Below are 279 nucleotides of genomic sequence, written 5' to 3'. Positions count from 1 at the left end.
TGGCGGGCGCGACGGGCGCGCCGCCCGCCGAGCGGAACCTGCCGGTGAGCCTGGCCCCGCGCGAACTGGACGTCCTGACGTGCATCGCCTCCGGCGCGACGAACGCGGCGGCGGCGGAGCTGCTGGGCCTGCGGCCGGAGACGGTGAAGGGCTACCTGCGCTCGTCGATGCGGAAGCTGGGGGCGCATACCCGCCTGGAGGCGGTGGTGGCGGCGCGGCGGGAGGGGTTGCTGCCGTAGGGGGCGGGGCTGCGCGATTGCCGGGCGGGCGCGATTGCGG

Annotated in this window: 1 protein-coding gene; it reads left to right on the top strand. The window is 77.8% G+C overall.

The genetic code is table 11. The features are described 5' to 3' along the window. Positions 1-239: LuxR C-terminal-related transcriptional regulator (locus tag GT042_RS31665; protein ID WP_161312130.1), on the top strand; the 239-nt coding region annotated here is incomplete at its 5' end. Positions 240-279 lie beyond the last annotated feature (40 nt).

The organism is Streptomyces sp. SID3212, from assembly GCF_009865405.1.
In the GTDB taxonomy this organism is placed as follows: domain Bacteria; phylum Actinomycetota; class Actinomycetes; order Streptomycetales; family Streptomycetaceae; genus Streptomyces.
The sequence above is the reverse complement of the archived record's forward strand: the minus strand, read 5'-3'. Positions and strand labels throughout refer to the sequence as shown.